We start from the raw sequence: 573 nt of genomic DNA, 5'->3' as shown, positions 1-573 counted from the left end.
GCGATAAAACCTCTTCCGCGTCAAGATTGACGCTCTCGCCCCGTGCAAGGCGAATTCTGCAGTAGGTACAACGGTTATTGCAGCCGTCTTGTATTTTTAAAAAACTCCTTGTATGGCTGGAAAAACTTTGCGGGTTAAATTGAAAAACCCTGTCCCGCGCATCCGGCTGCTGTCTTTCCATAAATTTTTCCAACGCGCCGTCTGTTTGTTCATTTTCATTGCAATAAGACGGCAGATCGATAATACTGTCTTTTTTAATTACAAACAGCCTTCTCTTTTTGCCGTCGTCTAATTTTAATAACTCTTCAGTGTTTAACTGCGCGTAACAGCCTGTAACAAGAACGCGGCTTTCCGGATAATCGCGTAACGCTTTTCTTATAACGCGTCTGGCTTTTTGATCGGCTTTTGACGTTACAGTACAGGTATTGATAATAACAACAGAAGGCTCTTTTACCGCCAGTCCGCCATTAGCGGTAAACTGCTCAAAACCCGCCCGAAGAAAAGCGTCGGTTATGGCTTCGCTTTCCAGTTGGTTGAGTTTACAGCCTAATGTTTGAATTAAAAATGACGGCA

1 pseudogene is annotated in these 573 nt (G+C 43.8%); it reads right to left on the bottom strand.

From position 1 onward, the window contains the following. A pseudogene (locus ACYVRA_RS08325) lies at positions 1-529 on the bottom strand (tRNA (N(6)-L-threonylcarbamoyladenosine(37)-C(2))-methylthiotransferase MtaB); the annotation flags it as partial. Positions 530-573: the final 44 nt, after the last annotated feature.

Source organism: Treponema sp. R8-4-B8 (genome assembly GCF_054786175.1).
Note: the sequence above shows the minus strand (reverse complement) of the source record. Positions and strands in the feature narration are given on the sequence as shown.